A 2,302-nucleotide genomic window follows, 5' to 3' on the forward strand; every position below is an offset into this window, starting at 1 on the left:
AGACCGGCTTTGCCATGGTCATCCTGTCTTCCGCCCTGCGCGGCATCCCCGAGGAAACGCTGGAAGCCGCCGTCATCGACGGCGCCAATCCGTTCCAGATCTTCTGGAAGATCATGGTGCCGCAGATCTGGGGCACCATCGCCGTGGTCTGGACCACGATCACCATTCTGGTGCTCAAAGTATTCGACATCGTGCTGACCATGACCAACGGCCAGTGGAACAGCCAGGTGCTGGCCAATCTGATGTTCGACTGGATGTTCCGCGGCGGCGGCGATTTCGGCCGCGGCGCCACCATCGCCATCATCATCATGATTGCGGTCATTCCGATCATGGTCTGGAACATCCGACAGGCGAACAAAGAGACGGGAGGACATTGAGATGGCCGTCGCGACCGGAAATTCCTTCGCCAGCCGCTTCGGCGTCCACATCGCCGTGCTCATCTTCGTCGCGATCTGGACCATACCGACCCTTGGCATCCTGGTTTCGTCGCTGCGCGACAAGAACCAGATCATCGCCTCGGGCTGGTGGAACTCGTTCGCCAGTTCCACACAGACGGAAGCCGGCCGGCTGCCGCCCGCCTCGGCGCAAGTCGAGAAGGACGGCAAGTTCGTGCTCGAGGGCAATATCTTCGGCGACGGCACCAAGCGCGACATCAGCGCCTTCGGAATCAAATCGGCGGCACCGACGCAGTATCCCGCCGGCACCACAGCCGATCTCGGCGACGGCGTGACCTTGCAGCTCAATGCCGACGGCAGCTTCGTCATGCAGTCCCCGAAAGCGTTCGAAGGCGATCGCGGCCAGCGCGTCTATTATGCTTCGTCGGCGCCGCCGAAATTCACCACCGATAATTACAAAACCGTGCTGTTTTCCGAAGGCATCGGACGGTCTTTCATGAATTCCCTGACCGTCACCATTCCGGCGACCGTCATCCCGATCCTGATCGCCGCCTTTGCCGCCTATGCGCTGGCCTGGATGCGGTTTCCCGGCCGGGCGCTGCTGATCGCGGTCATCATCGGCTTGCTGGTGGTGCCATTGCAGATGTCGCTGATCCCGCTGTTGAAACTCTACAACGGCGTCGGCGCTTTCTTCGGCATGCCGTCGAAGACCTATCTCGGCATCTGGCTGGCGCATACCGGCTTCGGCCTGCCCTTCGCCATCTACCTGCTGCGCAGCTACATTGCCGGCCTGCCGCGCGAAATCATGGAATCGGCGCGCATCGACGGCGCCAGCGATTTCGAGATCTTCGTCAAGATCGTCTTGCCGCTGTCGTTTCCGGTGCTGGCTTCGTTTGCCATCTTCCAGTTCCTGTGGGTATGGAACGATCTGCTGGTGGCGATGGTTTTCCTCGGCACAGAGGCAGACCAGATCGTGCTGACCGCCAAGCTCAACGCGCTGTTGGGCTCACGCGGCGGCGACTGGGAGATTCTGACGACATCGGCTTTCGTGACCATCATCGTGCCGCTGATCGTGTTCTTCTCGCTGCAGCGCTATTTTGTCCGCGGGCTGCTTGCCGGCTCGGTGAAAGGAGGCTGAGACGATGCAATCCGCTTTGAAGGCCAGCTCGAAGCCTGACCTCGCCATCGATCGCGACTGGTGGCGGGGCGCGGTGATCTACCAGATTTATCCGCGCAGCTACCAGGACTCGAACGGCGACGGCATCGGTGACCTTAAGGGCATCATCGGGCGGCTACCCTACATCGCGGCACTCGGTGCGGACGCCATCTGGATTTCGCCATTCTTCAAGTCGCCGATGAAGGATTTCGGCTATGACGTGTCGGATTACTGCGACGTCGATCCGATGTTCGGCACGTTGGCCGACTTCGACGCGCTGACCGCCGAGGCACACAGGTTGGGCTTGAAGGTGATGATCGACGAGGTGCTGTCGCACACCGCCGACAACCACCCGTGGTTCAAGGAAAGCCGGTCGAGCCGCAGCAACCCGAAAGCCGACTGGTACGTCTGGGCAGACGCCAGGCCGGACGGCACGCCGCCCAACAACTGGCTGTCGATCTTCGGCGGCTCGGCCTGGCAATGGGACACCAGCCGCCAGCAATATTACATGCACAATTTTCTGGCCGAGCAGCCCGACCTCAACTTCCACAACCACGAGGTTCAGGACGCGTTGCTCGACGTCACCCGCTTCTGGCTGGAGCGCGGCGTCGATGGTTTCCGGCTCGACACCATCAATTTCTACTTCCACAGCCAGGGCTTGGAAAACAACCCGCCGCTGCCGCCGGAAGAGCGCAACGACCAGACCGCGCCGGCGGTCAACCCCTACAACTACCAGGACCATCTCTACGAC

The 2,302-nt window shown here is 61.3% G+C and carries 3 protein-coding genes; all 3 read left to right on the plus strand.

All coding sequences use genetic code 11. The features are described 5' to 3' along the window. A partial coding sequence (locus ENZ75_RS29155; protein WP_164888089.1) for an ABC transporter permease subunit occupies positions 1–377 on the plus strand: 377 nt, incomplete at its 5' end. Between the two features lies 1 nt (position 378). Then, complete coding sequence (locus tag ENZ75_RS29160) at positions 379–1,533, plus strand: carbohydrate ABC transporter permease (RefSeq protein ID WP_063169813.1); 1,155 nt, start codon at positions 379–381, stop codon at positions 1,531–1,533. Positions 1,534–1,537: 4 nt separating this feature from the next. Then, the coding region (locus ENZ75_RS29165) for an alpha-amylase family glycosyl hydrolase (RefSeq protein WP_245481279.1) at positions 1,538–2,302 on the plus strand (765 nt) is incomplete at its 3' end.

This window comes from Mesorhizobium sp. M7A.F.Ca.CA.002.04.1.1, assembly GCF_004022805.1.
In the GTDB taxonomy this organism is placed as follows: domain Bacteria; phylum Pseudomonadota; class Alphaproteobacteria; order Rhizobiales; family Rhizobiaceae; genus Mesorhizobium; species Mesorhizobium ciceri.